Origin of the sequence: Martinezella dioscoreae (assembly GCF_009176305.1) — a bacterium.
GTDB lineage: Bacteria > Pseudomonadota > Alphaproteobacteria > Rhizobiales > Rhizobiaceae > Rhizobium > Rhizobium dioscoreae.
Genome location: NZ_BLAJ01000005.1, coordinates 93,799 through 109,769, shown reverse-complemented (window position 1 = coordinate 109,769; position 15,971 = coordinate 93,799). Strand labels below are relative to the sequence as shown.

15 protein-coding genes are annotated in these 15,971 nt (G+C 59.5%); 14 read left to right on the top strand and 1 reads right to left on the bottom strand.

Translation table 11 applies throughout. The features are described from left to right. The first annotated feature begins 170 nt into the window (after positions 1-170). On the top strand, positions 171-2,648 hold the full coding sequence (locus GDN47_RS21320) for a ComEC/Rec2 family competence protein (RefSeq protein WP_233790047.1): 2,478 nt from the start codon (positions 171-173) through the stop codon (positions 2,646-2,648). Here GDN47_RS21320 and lexA read toward each other — a convergent pair. Continuing rightward, positions 2,629-3,351, bottom strand: coding sequence for a transcriptional repressor LexA (lexA, locus tag GDN47_RS21315; protein ID WP_112338327.1), 723 nt, complete (start codon positions 3,349-3,351; stop codon positions 2,629-2,631). The genes GDN47_RS21320 and lexA overlap by 20 nt on opposite strands. A gap of 419 nt (positions 3,352-3,770) precedes the next feature. Between lexA and GDN47_RS21310 the strand changes: the two genes are divergently transcribed. The 13 genes from GDN47_RS21310 (at position 3,771) to GDN47_RS21250 (ending at position 15,970) form a co-directional block, all read left to right on the top strand. Next, positions 3,771-4,658: a VOC family protein gene (locus tag GDN47_RS21310; RefSeq protein ID WP_152094203.1), complete on the top strand. Its 888-nt coding sequence runs from the start codon at positions 3,771-3,773 to the stop codon at positions 4,656-4,658. Beyond that, positions 4,655-5,494 (top strand): 3-deoxy-8-phosphooctulonate synthase, encoded by an 840-nt coding sequence (gene kdsA / locus GDN47_RS21305; RefSeq protein ID WP_113333722.1) that lies wholly within the window; start codon positions 4,655-4,657, stop codon positions 5,492-5,494. The genes GDN47_RS21310 and kdsA overlap by 4 nt, the downstream gene beginning before the upstream one ends. 149 nt (positions 5,495-5,643) lie before the next feature. After that, a complete protein-coding gene (gene eno / locus GDN47_RS21300; RefSeq protein ID WP_152094202.1) occupies positions 5,644-6,918 on the top strand; it encodes a phosphopyruvate hydratase in 1,275 nt (424 codons plus the stop codon). Between the two features lie 218 nt (positions 6,919-7,136). Next, a complete protein-coding gene (locus tag GDN47_RS21295; protein WP_113333723.1) occupies positions 7,137-7,448 on the top strand; it encodes an FtsB family cell division protein in 312 nt (103 codons plus the stop codon). Positions 7,449-7,605: 157 nt separating this feature from the next. After that, positions 7,606-8,649: a pyruvate dehydrogenase (acetyl-transferring) E1 component subunit alpha gene (pdhA, locus tag GDN47_RS21290; protein WP_113333724.1), complete on the top strand. Its 1,044-nt coding sequence runs from the start codon at positions 7,606-7,608 to the stop codon at positions 8,647-8,649. 16 nt (positions 8,650-8,665) lie between these two features. Further along, on the top strand, positions 8,666-10,048 hold the full coding sequence (locus GDN47_RS21285; protein ID WP_113333725.1) for a pyruvate dehydrogenase complex E1 component subunit beta: 1,383 nt from the start codon (positions 8,666-8,668) through the stop codon (positions 10,046-10,048). A gap of 15 nt (positions 10,049-10,063) precedes the next feature. Then, positions 10,064-11,422: a pyruvate dehydrogenase complex dihydrolipoamide acetyltransferase gene (locus GDN47_RS21280; RefSeq protein WP_145631277.1), complete on the top strand. Its 1,359-nt coding sequence runs from the start codon at positions 10,064-10,066 to the stop codon at positions 11,420-11,422. Between the two features lie 25 nt (positions 11,423-11,447). Then, entirely contained in the window at positions 11,448-12,089 is a 642-nt protein-coding gene (locus GDN47_RS21275; RefSeq protein WP_069612108.1) for an SGNH/GDSL hydrolase family protein, read from the top strand. Positions 12,090-12,141: 52 nt separating this feature from the next. Then, positions 12,142-13,587, top strand: coding sequence for a dihydrolipoyl dehydrogenase (lpdA, locus tag GDN47_RS21270; RefSeq protein ID WP_152094201.1), 1,446 nt, complete (start codon positions 12,142-12,144; stop codon positions 13,585-13,587). Positions 13,588-13,642: 55 nt separating this feature from the next. Continuing rightward, positions 13,643-13,897, top strand: coding sequence for a GlsB/YeaQ/YmgE family stress response membrane protein (locus GDN47_RS21265; RefSeq protein WP_152094200.1), 255 nt, complete (start codon positions 13,643-13,645; stop codon positions 13,895-13,897). Between the two features lie 68 nt (positions 13,898-13,965). Then, complete coding sequence (locus GDN47_RS21260; RefSeq protein WP_092715509.1) at positions 13,966-14,214, top strand: GlsB/YeaQ/YmgE family stress response membrane protein; 249 nt, start codon at positions 13,966-13,968, stop codon at positions 14,212-14,214. Positions 14,215-14,250: 36 nt separating this feature from the next. Beyond that, positions 14,251-15,222 carry a lipoyl synthase gene (gene lipA, locus GDN47_RS21255; RefSeq protein WP_113333730.1) on the top strand — a complete coding sequence of 324 codons (972 nt, stop codon included), beginning with the start codon at positions 14,251-14,253 and terminating at the stop codon, positions 15,220-15,222. Between the two features lie 154 nt (positions 15,223-15,376). After that, positions 15,377-15,970 (top strand): P-loop NTPase family protein, encoded by a 594-nt coding sequence (locus tag GDN47_RS21250; protein WP_152094199.1) that lies wholly within the window; start codon positions 15,377-15,379, stop codon positions 15,968-15,970. The last annotated feature ends 1 nt before the right edge of the window (position 15,971 follow it).

Genomic DNA, 15,971 nt, shown 5'->3' with positions numbered 1-15,971 from the left:
AATTGTGCAATGCAGTATCAACTTTTGGGCACTGCAGAAGCGCCTCTAATTATGCTAGGCGGCGAAACCGGCCCAATTGAGCCCTGTTTGCGTCGATTTTGGTTGAATTCATCGCCTGCTAACGGCAAAAATCGCGCAAAAGCTGTAGTTTTGCGTGGGGACGGCGGCGAGTGCCTAATTTGGAGGCATCCGAGCAGCGGAAAGAGGGTGGGGACGTTGCTGCGCTCTCGCAGCCTCGCCCTGTTGTTGCCACGAATATGTTGCCCGCCGAAGTGCAGCGACGGGAACGGACGCAGGACCAGACGCGGCTGACATCCCGGCTATTGCGGGTATCAAGCCGCATTCGGCTTAGCACCTTCAGATTGATCGAAGAGGAGGCGGCCCATGGTCGCGCGGTCCTGCTTGCGCCGATCTATATGGGCCTTGGTGCAATTTTCTGGTTCAAGGCTGGCAGCGATCCGCCTCCACAGGCTGTTCTTGCAGGCCTGTTGGTCTTCACCTGTGGCTTTGCGCTCATGCGGGAGGCAGGCAGGCTGTTTCGCCATCTGCTTTTTGCAGGCATGCTCCTTTGCCTGGGCATGGCGCTGGCGCAATGCGAGAGCTGGCGGGTTTCTACCGTCATGCTCGATTCGGCCGTGACCACGACCGTGACCGGTCAGATCGAACGACGGGAATCCTATGACAATGGACGCTGGCGCTATGTCGTTCGCGTCGAGGCAACGGAAAAACCTTCCATTCGCCGCGCGCCGCAGCGGGTTACGATCTTCGTGCGCAAGCAGGCGGAGCCGTTCGATCTCGGTGATCGCATCCAGGGTAGGGCGCGGTTGACGCCGCCGGCCGGACCGGCCTTGCTTGGTCTCAACGATTTCGCCTTCAGTTCTTATTTCAACGGTATCGGTGCGAACGGCTTTGCCTACGGAACACCGGAATTGCTGTCGCCATCCGGTGACAACGCGGCCGGCTCCTTATTGGATGCGGCCGATATTTGGCTTGCTGGCCTGCGCAACAGCATAGGCGACAGGATCAGGCAAACCTTGCCGGGAGATACCGGCCCCTTTGCCGCGGCGCTTGTCACCGATGAGAGACGCGCAATCTCCAAGGATACGACGGAAGCGCTGAGAATTGCCGGCCTGACCCATATCATTGCAATTTCCGGTCTGAACATGGCGTTGTCGGCCGGCATTTTCTACATTGGCCTACGCTACTTGTTCAGCCTGTTTCCCGGTGTCGCGCAGGCTTGGCCGACCAAGAAGTTCGCAGCCCTCGGCGCGCTTCTCACTGTAACGGCCTATTATCTCATCTCCGGCTTCGGTGTATCCGCCGAGCGCGCCTTCATCATGATGGCGATCATGCTTGTGGCCGTGCTTTTCGATCGGCCATCGATCAGTCTGCGCAATGTCGCACTTTCAGCGATCATCATTCTTGTACTGTCGCCGTCGCAAGTCCTCGGTCCGAGCTTCCAGATGTCCTATGCGGCGACACTGGCGCTGGTGTCGGGCTATTCGCTATGGAAGCGGCGGCGACATCGCGAAAACATTTTGCCGCGCGTCCGTCTATTAAGTCCGCTATTGTTCGTCATGCGCTTCTTCGCAGGCGTGACGTCGACCTCGTTCATCGGCGGCGCGTCGACGGCTATCTTCTCGATCGAGCATTTTCACCGATTGGCGACATATGGGCTCGCCGCCAATCTCGCTGCTATGCCCATCGTCTCCTTTATCGTCATGCCATTCGGCATGGCGGCGATGCTGCTCATGCCGCTCGGTCTCGACGGGCCTTTCTGGAAAGTAACCGGCGAGGGACTGGAACTCGTTATCATGATCGCAAGAACCGTAGCTGGTTGGGGAGGCGACATTACCTTCGGTCGCCAGCCGGCCTGGCTGATGCCGACATTCATTATCGGCTTCCTGATCATGAGCATATTGCGGACCCGGCTTCGTCATCTGGGCCTGCTATTATCGCTCTTGTCCATGGGCTTGGCGGCATTCGGATCTGGCGTACCGAAACCCGACCTGATGATCTCCGAAGATGGCGTTCTGGTCGCATTGCGCCAGGACGATATACTCGCGACCAATCGCGAGAGACCGCAGGCCTTCATTTTCGAACAATGGCAAAAGGCACTGGTTGCGGCGGACCATCAGCCTCCGACCATGCTCCCGGCTGACAGCCGACTTCCACAAATCGGCAAGGCAGATCGTTATAAGCGATTGAACAGTGAAGAACAGAAGGCGGTCCGTATCGCAATGGAAGAAGCCTTGGACCGCACCATGCAAGGCAGTTTCGCCTGCCAGAAAGGAGCATGGTGCGCGGCCATGCTTGAAAACGGCGCGATATTGGTCACTATCGAAAACGCGGCCTACCTGCCAGCGGCTTGCGACACGGGGAACATTATCGTGACGCCAATCCGGCTACGGCTCGACCATTGCCGTTCCGGAGCGATGCTCATAACCGGTGCGACATTGCGCAAAACCGGCTCCATCGAAATGGTGCTTACCGCAGACAAGCCCATTATCTCAGCCGCATTCGAGAACCCGCAGCGTCCCTGGACCAGGCATCGAACCTACGATTGGCGCACCGGCAAATTCGACGCGGCAATTGCGCCCACGTCACCCGCCATCGACAATTCACCGGTCAGTGATAGCGGCGAATAAGGCCAACGAGCTTGCCTTGGACCTTCACGCGATCCGGTCCGAAGATGCGGGTTTCGTATGCCGGGTTTGCGGCCTCAAGCGCGATGGAAGCACCCTTGCGACGGAAGCGCTTCAGTGTCGCCTCTTCGTCATCGACCAGCGCCACGACGATGTCGCCGGGATTGGCCGTCGTCGAATTGCGGATGATGACCGTATCGCCGTCGAAGATGCCGGCATCGATCATCGAATCCCCACGAACTTCAAGCGCATAATGTTCGCCGGAGCCGAGCATGTCGGCGGGAACAGTGATGTCGTGCGTATTGTTCTGGATGGCAGAAATCGGAACACCGGCAGCGATCCGGCCCATTACGGGCACCGACGCCGAGCCATTGTGATCGTCATTTGCCACCTTCGACGGAGCGGGCGGGGCAACGGGCTGCGGCTTTCCGAGGCTGCCTTCGATAACGCTCGGAGAAAAGCCGCGGCGCTGCTGCAGGCTCGGATTATAGGCGTCGGGAAGCTTGATGACTTCGAGCGCTCTGGCCCGGTTCGGCAGCCGGCGGATAAAGCCCCGCTCCTCCAGCGCCGTGATCAGGCGATGGATGCCGGATTTGGATGCCAAATCCAGTGCATCCTTCATCTCGTCGAAGGATGGCGGAACACCGGATTCCTTCATGCGTTCGTGAATGAAGAGAAGCAGTTCCTGCTGCTTGCGCGTCAACATCGTCTTGGAACCCCAGAATCAAGAAAAGCCGTGAAACAAATCCAGAACGGACACTATATGTTCCATATGTGTTCCGCAAGCACTTAAATTTCGGTAAAGCCTTGTAGGGTCAGTTAAATAATTACGATTTGCGAATGGATCGGCTCGGAACATCGGCGCGCTATAGCTCCGTTAACTTCCAGAAAAATAAGAGAAATGTCGTTCTACTCGCTTCCAAGACTTTGTCGTTGAGCCCGTGCGCCGAGCATTTGGATGGACATGCCGCGCGACTGCATGAGCCGGCCATGGCAGAGAATCAGCAATCACGTTTGCGAGATTGCCTTCGATCCATGTCGTGTGCTCCGGGTGTTCCATGCTTCCATCTTGAATTGCGCGGGGGATGGGCGCAAATCTGCTTCGGCAAGCAAACAGGAGAAGCCATGATTTCGTCTCCGCATCCGCTGGATCATCTCGTGCTGCCGACCGTCGATATCGCTCTGGCACGCGAGCGCCTCGGCAAGCTCGGTTTTACAGTGGCTCCGGATGCGCGCCATCCCTTTGGCACACAGAATGCCTGCGTCTTTCTTGCCGATAAAACCTATTTAGAGCCTCTGGGCGTGGCATCGACGGAGCAGTGCGAAAAGAGCATCTTAGATGGCAACGTTTTCGTTGCTCGTGACCAGGCTTATCGCTTCCGGGTCGGCGAAAATGGCTTTTCGGCCGTGGTATTCGGTACGGATGATGCGGTGGCGGATGACGAGCGCTTCAAAGCAGCTGCGATTTCTGCGGGGCAGATGCTGGATTTCTCCCGTCCCATGAAGATGCCGGATGGGACGGAAACCACGGCCGGCTTTCGTCTTGCCTTCGCCGCCGACCTGCGCGCGCCGGATTTTCTCGCTTTCTGCTGTCAGCGCATCAATCCGCTGCCGGCTGACCGCAGCGTGCTCGAGCGTCACGAAAACGGCGTGACTGGTATCGCGCGGGTAGCGCTTTGCGCGCCGAAGCCGGCGGCCTATCGCGGCTTCTTCGAGGAGCTTGTCGGTGGCCCGCGCATTATGGAGCATTCCTTTGGCCTGACGATCAAGGCTGCCAATGCCGATCTGGAGATTTTGACGCCGGAAGGAATGGAGGCATTCTATGATCTACCTGTTCGCACGAATGATCCGGGGCTCAGAGCACGTGCAATCCTTTTCAAAACGCGCGATCTTTCCGTGACATCGTCGCATTTCACTGCTAACGGCGTCACCTATACGCGTAAGAACAATCGTCTATTGGCGAGGTTGGCACCCGGTCAGGGCGCATTGTTCGCCTTTGAGGAGATAATATGAGCACGAATTCGGAAGTCACCGTCGGCGAGGGTGCCTCCAAGGTCCTCTTTTCCAATACTGCAAAGCTGTCGCTGATTGCCGGCCCCTGCCAGATGGAAAGCCGCGACCATGCGTTCATGGTTGCCGGCGTCCTGAAGGAACTCTGCGGCAAGCTGGGCATCGGCCTTGTCTACAAGTCCTCCTTCGACAAGGCGAACCGCACATCGCTGTCAGGCAAGCGTGGCATCGGCCTGGAAAAGGCGCTGGAAGTCTTTGAAGACCTGAAGAAGGAATATGGCTTTCCGGTTCTGACCGATATCCATACGGAAGAGCAGTGCGCCATCGTTTCCAAGACGGTCGATATCCTGCAGATCCCTGCTTTTCTGTCACGCCAGACCGATCTTTTGGTTGCAGCCGCCAAGACCGGCCGCGTGGTCAACGTCAAGAAAGGCCAGTTCTTGGCGCCGTGGGACATGAAGAACGTGCTTGCCAAGCTGAACGATAGCGGCAACCCGAATATTCTTCTCTGCGAGCGCGGTGCCTCCTTCGGCTACAACACGCTGGTCTCGGATATGCGCTCGCTGCCGATCATGGCGGCGATGGGCGCGCCCGTCATCTTCGATGCGACCCATTCCGTGCAGCAACCGGGCGGGCAGGGCGGTTCGACCGGCGGCGACCGCCGCTTCGTCGAGACGTTGGCGCGCGCGGCCGTCGCTGTCGGCGTTGCCGGTCTCTTCGTGGAGACGCATGAGGATCCCGACAATGCACCGTCCGACGGCCCAAACATGGTCTATTTGAAGGATATGCCGCGGCTTCTGGAGAAGCTTCTGGCCTTTGACGCCGTGGCTAAGGCTTAAGAAATATCAGGCATTCAACAGGCTGACATGAATTTGCTTTACGCGGCCTTCAGGAATGCCAAATCGCGGCGCGGATCGCCATTGTAATTTCCGCGCCTTCGATTAAGACGATTTAAATCGATTTATAAACCAGCGAGCAGGAAGCTATCATGACCGCAATCACCGACATTATCGCCCGCGAGATACTCGACAGCCGTGGCAATCCGACTGTCGAAGTCGATGTCTACCTCGAAGATGGCAGCTTGGGCCGCGCGGCGGTTCCGTCGGGCGCATCGACCGGCGCGCATGAAGCCGTCGAGCTTCGCGACGGCGGCAAGCGCTACCATGGCAAGGGTGTCGAGAAGGCCGTCGAAGCCGTCAATTCGGAAATCTTCGACGCCATCGGCGGCATGGACGCCGAAAACCAGATCCAGCTCGACAATATCATGATCGAGCTTGACGGCACGCCGAACAAATCGCGCCTCGGCGCCAACGCTATCCTCGGCGTCTCGCTCGCCGTCGCCAAGGCTGCTGCCCAGAGCGCCAACCTGCCGCTCTACCGCTATGTCGGCGGCGCTCACGTCCGTCTGCTGCCGGTCCCGATGATGAACATCATCAACGGCGGTGCTCACGCCGATAACCCGATCGACTTCCAGGAATTCATGATCCTGCCGATCGGTGCAGATTCGATCCGCGAAGCCGTCCGCATGGGTTCGGAAGTCTTCCACGTTCTGAAGAAGGAACTGGCATCGCAGGGCCATAACACCAACGTCGGTGACGAAGGCGGTTTCGCACCCGGCCTTTCCAGCGCGCCGGCAGCTCTCGACTTCATCATGAAGTCCATCGAAAAGGCGGGCTATAAGCCGGGCGACGAAATCGCTCTCGGCCTCGATTGTGCCTCGACCGAATTCTTCAAGGACGGTAAGTACGTTCTCGAAGGCGAAGGCCGCACGCTGGAATCCGGCGCCATGGCTGAATACCTCGCAGAACTGGCAGCCAAGTACCCGATCGTATCGATCGAAGACGGCATGGCTGAAGACGACTGGGAAGGCTGGAAGACCCTGACTGACCTGATCGGCAAGAAGACCCAGCTCGTCGGCGACGACCTGTTCGTCACCAACTCCGCTCGCCTGCGCGACGGTATCCGCATGGGCGTTGCCAACTCGATCCTCGTCAAGGTCAACCAGATCGGCTCGCTGACCGAAACTCTCGACGCCGTCGAAACCGCACACAAGGCCAACTACACCGCCGTCATGTCGCACCGCTCGGGCGAAACGGAAGATTCCACGATCGCCGATCTCGCCGTTGCCACCAACTGCGGCCAGATCAAGACCGGCTCGCTGTCGCGTTCCGACCGTCTTGCCAAGTACAACCAGCTCATCCGCATCGAGGAAGCACTCGGCCCACAGGCAAAATATGCCGGCCGCTCCATCCTTCGTGGCTGATATCTGACCTGTAGGATCCATCCGGATCCACGGCAAAATTATTACTTGGATTGAACCGCGCCTTCGGGCGCGGTTTTTTGTTGGTCCCGACTGTTAGAGTCAACGGACGGTTAATCTCTACGGGTTAAATTAGCTCTAGGTGTTTGATTTGATGTGATCTTGTTCGAAGCGCATTGGCTTTGGGGAGATCGCGTAAAGCCAGAGCGTGACGAGCGAGTATGTGGACAAAGTATCATAAGAAGAGAAGGTTCGGCCGTCTCATCCTTCCCGCCATCACCATCGCTTTCGTGAGCTACTTCGGTTATCATTGCATTCATGGTGATTACGGCCTGAAGGCGACCGAAGTTTTCGAGCAGCGTCGCCTCGACCGCGCCAAGGAATTGGCTGATCTCGTCGCCAAACGCGAACACCTTGAAAAGGAGGTCGCGCTGTTGAGTGACGGCTCTCTGGATAAGGATATGCTCGATCAGTATGCACGCTATCAGTTGACCTATTCCAAAGCGAACGAGATCGTCATCTTCAACAAATAGCCATAATTAACCGAATTTCGGTTAATCGCGTTTTTGTAAGTTATATCAATGACTTGCGAAGAATATGAGCCATGCAATTATAGCATTGCTGTGGCGGGCAATCTTCCCTATGTTACGCCTCACCATAAAACGAGGCTACTCACACAGGGAGGGTTGAATGGCGCCGCGAAAAAACGCGACCGTTTCCAGCCGTAAGACAGCATCAAGGCCTGCCAAGGAAACCAATGGCGGCCCGATCGCAGATTTCGATCGTGATGCGGAGCTCAAGGCTTATCGTGAGATGCTCCTGATCCGCCGCTTCGAAGAGAAGGCCGGCCAGCTTTACGGCATGGGCTTCATCGGCGGCTTCTGTCACCTTTACATCGGCCAGGAAGCTGTCGTTGTCGGCATGCAGATGGCGCTGAAGGATGGCGATCAGGTCATCACCGGCTATCGCGACCACGGCCATATGCTGGCGACCGGCATGAGCGCCCGTGGCGTCATGGCCGAGCTCACCGGACGCCAGGGCGGCTATTCCCGAGGGAAGGGCGGCTCCATGCACATGTTCTCCAAGGAAAAGAATTTCTACGGCGGCCACGGCATCGTCGGCGCCCAGGTTTCGCTTGGCACCGGTCTCGGCTTTGCCAATTGGTACCGCGGCAATGACAATGTCAGCGTCGCCTATTTCGGTGACGGCGCCGCCAACCAGGGCCAGGTCTACGAAAGCTTCAACATGGCGCAGCTCTGGAAGCTGCCCGTGATCTTCGTGATCGAAAACAACCGCTACGCCATGGGCACCTCGACGGCTCGCGCCACCGCGCAGGCCGATTTCTCCAAGCGCGGCGCCTCCTTTGGCATTCCCGGTATCCAGGTCGACGGCATGGACGTTCGCGCCGTCAAGGCTGCGGCTGACGAAGCCGTTGCGCATTGCCGCTCCGGCAAAGGCCCGATCATTCTGGAAATGTTGACCTACCGCTACCGCGGTCACTCCATGTCCGACCCGGCGAAGTACCGTTCCAAGGATGAAGTGCAGAAGATGCGCTCCGAGCACGACCCGATCGAGCAGGTCCGTATCCGCCTGCTCGAAAAGGGCTGGGCAACCGAAGACGATCTGAAGGATATCGACAAGGATGTCCGCGACATCGTCGCCGACAGCGCCGATTTCGCCCAGAACGATCCAGAGCCGGATGCATCCGAGCTCTACACCGACATTCTGCTCTAAATCGGGGAGGGACACTATGCCCATCGACATTCTCATGCCCGCCCTTTCTCCGACGATGGAAGAGGGTACCCTTTCGAAATGGCTCAAGAAGGAAGGCGATAAGGTCGTTTCCGGTGACGTCATTGCCGAAATCGAAACCGACAAGGCCACCATGGAAGTGGAAGCCGTCGACGAAGGCACGATCGGCAAGCTGCTGATCGACGCCGGCACCGAAGGCGTCAAGGTCAACACCAAGATCGCCATCCTCTTGCAGGACGGCGAATCCGCTGACGCCATTTCGTCCGCCAAGGCTGCACCTGCCGCCGAACCGGCAAAGACCGAGGCGCCTGCCGCTGCTGCTCCGGCACCTGCTGCACCGGTTCCGGCTCAGCCGAAGACCGCTGCTCCTGCTGACCCGGAAATTCCGGCCGGCACCGAAATGGTGTCGATGACGGTGCGTGAAGCGCTGCGCGATGCCATGGCCGAAGAAATGCGCGCCAACCCGGACGTCTTCGTCATGGGTGAAGAAGTCGCCGAATATCAGGGCGCCTACAAGGTGACCCAGGGTCTGCTTCAGGAATTCGGCGCACGCCGTGTGATCGACACCCCGATCACCGAGCACGGCTTTGCCGGTATCGGTGTCGGTGCTGCGATGGCCGGCCTCCGCCCGATCGTCGAGTTCATGACCTTCAACTTCGCCATGCAGGCGATCGACCAGATCATCAACTCCGCCGCCAAGACGCTCTACATGTCCGGTGGCCAGATGGGCGCTCCGATCGTCTTCCGCGGTCCGAACGGTGCTGCTGCCCGCGTCGGCGCTCAGCACAGCCAGGATTATGCCGCTTGGTACAGCCACATTCCGGGCCTTAAGGTCGTCATGCCCTACACGGCAGCCGACGCCAAAGGCCTGCTCAAGGCTGCCATCCGCGATCCGAACCCGGTCATCTTCCTTGAAAACGAAATTCTCTACGGTCAGCATTTCGATGTGCCGAAGCTGGATAATTTCGTTCTGCCGATCGGCAAGGCCCGCATTCATCGCCCGGGCAAGGACGTTACCGTCGTCTCCTTCGGCATCGGCATGACCTATGCCACCAAGGCCGTCGCCGAGCTGGAAGCCCAGGGCATCGATGTCGAACTCATCGACCTGCGCACCATTCGCCCGATGGATCTTCCGACGATCATCGAATCGGTCAAGAAGACCGGCCGCCTGGTCACCGTCGAGGAAGGCTACCCGCAGTCCTCCGTCGGCACGGAAATCGCCACTCGCGTCATGCAGCAGGCTTTCGACTATCTCGATGCGCCGATCCTGACGATCGCCGGCAAGGACGTACCCATGCCATACGCCGCCAACCTCGAAAAGCTGGCGCTTCCGAGCGTCGCCGAAGTGGTCGATGCGGTGAAGGCCGTTTGCTACAAATAAGGGGAGGGCTCATCGATGCCTATCAACATCACCATGCCTGCCCTCTCGCCGACCATGGAAGAGGGCAACCTCGCCAAATGGCTGGTCAAGGAAGGCGACAAGATCAAGTCCGGCGATGTCATCGCCGAGATCGAGACTGACAAGGCAACGATGGAAGTCGAGGCTGTCGATGAGGGCACCGTCGCCAAGATCGTCGTTCCTGCCGGCACCGAAGGCGTCAAGGTCAATGCCCTGATCGCCGTGCTGGCCGCCGATGGCGAGGATGTCGCCGCTGCTGCGTCTGGCGCTGGCGCCGCTGCTGCTCCGGCTGCGAAGGAAGCTCCGAAGGCGGAAGCAGCACCTGCTGCGGCCCCGGCTTCGGCAAGCGTTTCTGCTCCTGCCGCACCCGCCCCGGCTCCCGCTGCATCGGCTGCGGCAGCGAACGACGGTCATCGCACCTTCGCTTCGCCGCTCGCTCGCCGTCTTGCCAAGGAAGCCGGCATCGATGTGACCGCAGTTTCCGGCACCGGCCCGCATGGTCGTGTGGTCAAGAAGGATATCGAAGCTGCCGTTTCCGGCGGCACGGCAAAGGCTGCTCCTGCTGCCGCACCGGCTGCACAGCCGGCCGCTGCTGCTCCGGCCGCTGCGAAGGGCATGTCCGACGATGCTGTGCTCAAGCTGTTCGAGCAGGGCTCCTACGAGCTCGTGCCGCATGACGGCATGCGCAAGACGATCGCCAAGCGCTTGCAGGAATCCAAGCAGACGATCCCGCACTTCTATGTCTCGGTCGATTGCGAACTCGACGCGCTGTTGGCGCTCCGTACGCAGCTCAATGATTCCGCTCCGAAGTCGAAGGACGGCGTGCCGGCCTACAAGCTCTCGGTCAACGACATGGTCATCAAGGCACTGGCGCTGGCACTGCGCGACGTTCCGGATGCCAACGTCTCCTGGACCGACAGCGCCATGGTTAAGCACAAGCATGCCGATGTCGGCGTAGCCGTCTCCATTCCGGGCGGCCTGATCACGCCGATCATTCGCAGCGCCGAGCAGAAGACGCTCTCCACCATCTCCAACGAGATGAAGGACTACGGCAAGCGCGCCAAGGAGCGCAAGCTGAAGCCCGAGGAGTATCAGGGCGGTACGACTGCGGTGTCGAACATGGGAATGATGGGCGTCAAGAACTTCGCCGCCGTCGTCAACCCGCCGCATGCGACCATTCTGGCTGTCGGCGCTGGCGAGCAGCGCGTCATCGTCAAGAAGGGCGAAATGGTAATTGCCAACGTGATGACCGTCACGCTGTCGACCGACCACCGCGCCGTCGACGGTGCGCTCGGTGCCGAGCTTCTGGCAGCCTTCAAGGGCTACATCGAAAATCCGATGGGGATGCTCGTCTGAGCCTTGTTGTGACACGGAGGCATGAATGACCAAGACTGTTCTGTGTTACGGCGACTCGCTGACATGGGGCTACAGTGCCGAAACGGTTGGCCGTCATGCCTATGAAGATCGGTGGCCGAGTGTCTTGCAAAAGGCGCTCGGCAACCAAGTGCGCGTGATCCCGGAAGGATTGAACGGCCGCACGACGGCGTTCGACGATCATCTCGCCGATTGCGACCGCAATGGCGCGAGAATCCTGCCGACGATCCTGCAGACCCACAATCCGCTCGATCTCGTCATCATCATGCTCGGCACCAACGACATGAAGCCGGTTGTCGCCGGTTCGGCCTTTGCCGCTCTGCAGGGCATCAGCCGCTTGGTCCAGCTCGTGCGCAATCATGCCTGGGGGTTCGACTACGAGGTGCCCGATATCCTCATCGTCGCCCCGCCGGCAATCACCGAGACAGCCAATGCCGCTTTTGCGGCCAGTTTTCTGGGCGCGGTCAAGGAATCCAGCAAGCTGCCGACGCTCTACAGCGATCTGGCAGACGAACTGGGCTGTGGCTTTTTCGATGCCAATACGGTCGCCGTCACCACGCCGCTCGATGGCGTCCATCTCGATGCGGAAAACACCCGGGCGCTCGGTCGCGGCCTCGAGCCGATCGTGCGGATGATGCTCGGTCTCTAATAGATTTAAGGCGCCGGCTCCGATCCGCCGCCACGATTAAGGCAGGAAACACATGGCTGAGAATTACGACGTCATTATCATCGGCTCCGGTCCGGGCGGTTATGTCGCCGCCGTGCGCGCCGGCCAGCTTGGCCTGAAGACCGCGATCGTCGAGCGTGAGCACCTGGGCGGCATCTGCTTGAACTGGGGCTGCATTCCGACAAAGGCGCTGCTCCGTTCGGCCGAAATTCTCGATCATTCCAACCATCTGAAAGATTACGGCCTTGTTCTCGAAGGCAAGGTGAGCGCGGATGTGAAGGCAGTCGTCGCCCGGTCGCGCGGCGTTTCCGCCCGCTTGAACACCGGCGTCGGCTTCCTGATGAAGAAGAACAAGGTCGATGTGATCTGGGGCGAAGCCAAGATCACCAAGCCCGGCGAAATCGTCGTCGGCAAGTCGACCAAGCCGGTCGTCGAGCCGCAGCATCCGGTGCCGAAGAACGTCAAGGGCGAGGGCACCTACACCGCCAAGCACATCATCGTCGCGACCGGCGCCCGTCCGCGCGCGCTGCCCGGCATCGAGCCCGATGGCAAGCTGATCTGGACTTATTTCGAAGCGCTGAAACCGGATTTCCTGCCGAAGTCGCTGCTCGTCATGGGCTCGGGCGCGATCGGCATCGAATTCGCGAGCTTCTATCGCTCCATGGGCGTCGACGTTACCGTCGTCGAAGTCATGCCGACGATCATGCCGGTTGAAGATGCCGAAATCTCCGGCATCGCTCGCAAGCAGCTCGAAAAGCGCGGCCTGAAGATCTTCACCAAGGCGAAGGTCACGAAGGTCGATAAGGCGGCCAACAGCATCACCGCTCATGTCGAGACGGAAGACGGCAAGGTGCAGCAGATCGTTGCCGACCGGATGATCTCCGCGGTTGGCGTGCAGGGCAATATCGAGAACCTCGGCCTCGAGGCGCTCGGCGTGAAGACCGACCGTGGCTGCGTCGTCATCGATGGCTACGGCAAGACTAATGTCCCCGGCATTTACGCCATCGGCGACGTTGCCGGCCCGCCGATGCTCGCCCACAAGGCTGAACACGAGGGCGTCGTCTGCATCGAGAAGATCGCCGGTCTGCCGAATGTTCATCCCACCGACAAGGGCAAGGTTCCGGGCTGCACCTATTGCCAGCCGCAGGTTGCCTCCGTCGGCCTGACCGAAGCCAAGGCCAAGGAACTCGGCCGCGATATCCGCGTCGGCCGCTTCTCCTTCGTTGCCAACGGCAAGGCGATCGCTCTCGGCGAGGATCAGGGCCTCTGCAAGGTCATCTTCGACAGGAAGACCGGCGAACTGCTTGGTGCGCATATGGTCGGTGCAGAAGTGACCGAACTCATTCAAGGCTTCGTGGTCGCCATGAACCTCGAGACGACGGAAGAAGAGCTGATGCACACGATCTTCCCGCATCCGACCGTTTCGGAAACGATGAAGGAAGCCGTACTGGACGCCTACGGCCGGGTGCTGAACGCTTGATAATTTCCTGCCATGCCCTTTATCCAAGGGGTGGAAAACAGGAAGGGAAATCAACATGTCTATCACGGCGGAAGGTTGGATCGTCTTTCTTCTCATCGGCCTGGTCGCGGGTTTTCTCGCGAGCCTGATCGTTGGAGGCGGTGGGCTCATCAGTTGCCTGGTGAGCGGCGTGATCGGCGCTTTCGTGGGTGGTTTCCTGTTCCATTATTTCGGGATATCGCTCGGCATTCAAAATGCGCTTGTCGTGGAGATCATCCATGCCACGGTAGGCGCGATCATCGTGGCGCTGTTGGCGAGATTGATCGTCTAGGGCATCGTCGTAAGAGGCACGTGGTGTTCGGCAGGATTGTCCTGAAGGGCGCTTGAAACGAGGGTTTAATGGAAAGTGTCGGTTGGCTGGGTCTGATCATCATCGGCGGTCTTGCGGGCTGGCTCGCGGGCAAGCTGATGGATGCGCGCTACGGCATCATCCTGAACATCATCCTCGGCATTGCCGGTTCGGTCGTTGCTGCGGGGCTTTTGGTGGCCCTGCATGTCGGCGTTCCCGGCGGCCGGCTCGGCTTTTTCATCACCGGTTTCATCGGTGCATGCATTCTGATATTCCTCGCCAAATTCGCTCGGCGATGAAGGGCCGTATTTCAAGCGGCGGAAAGTAGACGTTCCATGGTCACGATTCTCGACACGATCAACCCGGACGCAAAGCGCGTGCGACACCCGGAAAAGGCGCATCGGCCGGATACGGAAGTCATGCGCAAGCCGGACTGGATCCGCGTGAAGGCGCCGACATCGAAGGGCTATGCCGAAACCCGCTCGATCGTGAAGGAGCACAAGCTCGTCACGGTGTGCGAAGAGGCCGGCTGCCCGAATATCGGCGAGTGCTGGGATAAGAAGCACGCCACCTTCATGATCATGGGTGAGATCTGCACACGTGCCTGCGCCTTCTGCAATGTCGCGACCGGCAAGCCGAATGCGCTCGATATGGCCGAGCCGGAAAACGTCGCCAAGGCCGTCAAGCAGATGGGCCTTAGCCACGTGGTCATCACCTCCGTCGACCGCGACGATCTGGAAGACGGCGGCGCCGAGCACTTCGAGAAAGTCATCTGGGCGATCCGCGCCGCTTCGCCTTCGACCACGATCGAGATCCTGACGCCGGACTTTTTGAAGAAGCCGGGCGCTTTGGAGCGCGTCGTCGCCGCCAAGCCGGACGTCTTCAACCACAATCTAGAAACTGTGCCCGGCAACTACCTGACGGTTCGCCCTGGTGCTCGTTACTTCCATTCCGTCCGCCTGCTGCAGCGGGTCAAGGAACTGGACCCCACCATGTTCACCAAGTCCGGCATCATGGTCGGTCTCGGCGAGGAGCGGAATGAAGTGCTGCAGCTGATGGACGATCTGCGCACCGCTGACGTTGACTTCCTGACCATCGGCCAGTATCTGCAGCCGACGCGCAAGCATCATCAGGTCATGAGCTTCGTCACGCCGGAAGAGTTCAAGTCCTATGAGACGGTGGCCTACAGCAAGGGCTTCCTGATGGTCGCTTCCAGCCCGCTGACGCGCTCGTCCCATCATGCCGGCGATGATTTCGAGCGGCTGCGCGCTGCTCGCGAAAAGAAGCTGCTGCTGGCCGCCGAATAAGCCCGGCCGGATGAATTTGCCTTTGATCGAGCCGCGGCGAGTGCGCCGCGGTTTTTCGTTGTTCCGTCATTTATTTGTCATCGACGCGACCTAGGGAACACGCCGCCGTTTGTTACCGGTATTGGCACTTTCGATTCGATTATGGAGCTGGACCGTGGAGCAGATCGTCGCGCCGCATGCGCTCGTCCGTGCCGTCGATATCGATGAGGCGGCACGCATCTTCGAAAAAGCAGATCGTATTCTCATCATAGGGTGTTCCGGCACAGGCAAGAGCACGCTCGCGCAGGCCATCGCGTCGCTGCGTGGGTTGACCTATGTTTCGATGGATCGCGATATCTTCTGGCTGCCCGGCTGGAAATCGCGCCCGCGCCCGGAAGCCATCGCGCTGATCGAACAGGCGGTTGCCGGACCGCGCTGGATCATGGACGGCAACAGCCCCGGAACCTTGCCCTTGCGGCTGCCGCGCACCGACCTCGTCATATGGCGACGCTCACCGCGATACGTGGCACTCCGCGGTGTGATTTCGCGCTGGCTGCGCTACCGCGGCCGGTCGCGGCCCGAGATGGCGCCCGGATGCCCAGAGCGGCTGGATTGGAAATTCCTTCGTTATATCTGGACATTCGAGCATGACGAAGCGCCGCAGTTTCAGGAGATGCTCGAACGACACGGCCGCAATGTGCCTGTCGTGACGCTGAAATCCTACCGCGACGGCGAAGACCTGCTTTCGCGTCTCCGAAGCAATATCTGAG